Source organism: Ornithinimicrobium jinqii (assembly GCF_045032595.1).
Classification (GTDB): Bacteria; Actinomycetota; Actinomycetes; order Actinomycetales; family Dermatophilaceae; genus Ornithinicoccus.
Window position 1 is genome coordinate 1 of record NZ_JBJFZS010000068.1, and the last position, 1,389, is coordinate 1,389.

1 protein-coding gene is annotated in these 1,389 nt (G+C 69.3%); it reads right to left on the minus strand.

Annotation, left to right across the window (positions count from 1 at the left end):
* Nucleotides 1-167 precede the first annotated feature (167 nt).
* Nucleotides 168-1,389 (minus strand): ISL3 family transposase (locus ACI3ET_RS16350; protein ID WP_405034130.1); only part of this gene is annotated, 1,222 nt, incomplete at its 5' end.

Below are 1,389 nucleotides of genomic sequence, written 5' to 3' on the forward strand. Positions count from 1 at the left end.
GAATGGTCGACTTGAGCACCTGCGCGGCCTGGCCCTCGGGTTCCGCAACCTCACCCACTACATCGCCCGAGCACTCCTGGAAGCCGGCGGATTCAGGCCCCAACTACACCCTGCATTGTGAAGAGCCCCTTAAGGGGCTCTTCAACTTTGAGCGTGGTGCTGGGTGTTCACGCCACGATCGGTCGGGGCGCGTAGCCAATGATGCGGCATCGATAGTTTCGGTGATTGCGGTACCCGCGCCCGACCCGCTTGATCGTCTTGGCGGTCAGGTTCGCCGCCTCTGTGCGCGCATTCGTGACCCTCGTTCGGCAGAACGTGAGGAGCTCTCGCCGCCAGGCGCGCAGCGTCCTGAGCAGCGCTGCCGGCTCGGGCAGGCGGGTGGCCCGCACGGCGTTCTCGAGCCGGGCCCAGTGGCGTTGGAACGAGGACGTGTCGGTGGCGGCGAGGACCTGGCGCACGTGCTCCTTGATGCCCCACGCCACCGCGAGCTCGATGTCCTGGGCCAGGATCTCCTGCAGCTTGGTCCGCTGCCGCACGGAGAGTCGGTCGCCGGCGCAGGTGAGCAGCTTGCGGTACTTCCACGGGGTGTCGCTTGCCCGGCCGCGACGCTCGTGCAGTTCCCACACCCGGCGCCTGCGGACCTTGGTGACCATCTCGTTGGCCAGCCGCACCACGTGCCAGTGATCGACGCTGACCCGGGCCCTGGGCAGCGCCTTGCGGACGGCGGCCCGGAACTCGCTGGACATGTCGAGCGCGACGATCTGCACGCGCCGGCGCCACCACCGCGGGCGCGCCGCCAGCCACGCCTTGACAGTCGCGCCGCGGCGGCCGTCGACGACGTCCAGGATGGTGCCGTCGTCCAGGTCGGTGAACACGATCGACCACGGCTCGACCCTCTTCACCGTCTGGGTGTGGGGGTCGCGCAGGTAGCGCACGGTCCGGAACCGGTGCTCATCGATCCCCAGACGCCGCACGTGCCGGCGGTCCACACCGGTGTCCAGATCCAGGGTGGTCGTGAGCATCCGCATCACCGTGGGCCACGCCAGGTCGGCCTCGTGCGCGACCCGGGACACCGCCCGCGGCTCGGCCCGGCAGGCGCTGATCACCCGCTCCGTCAGCCGGGTCGTGACCCTCGCCCGGGACGGCAGCTGGTCGCTCTCCTCGGTGAACGAGCGCCGCGGACACAGCCGCTCACGACAGACGTAGCGCCGTTTCCGCACGATGACGTCGAGCCGCTCCCCGCCGCAGGTGACGTCCTTGACGGGCTCTTCGCGAATGAGGGTGTAGATAGGGCTGGCGCGTCGGTCCGGGGGTAGGCGTCGAGGTCTTCCGAAGATGGAGGTTCCTACGCCAACCATCCGAAAGACCTCGACGTGCCCGACGCTACCT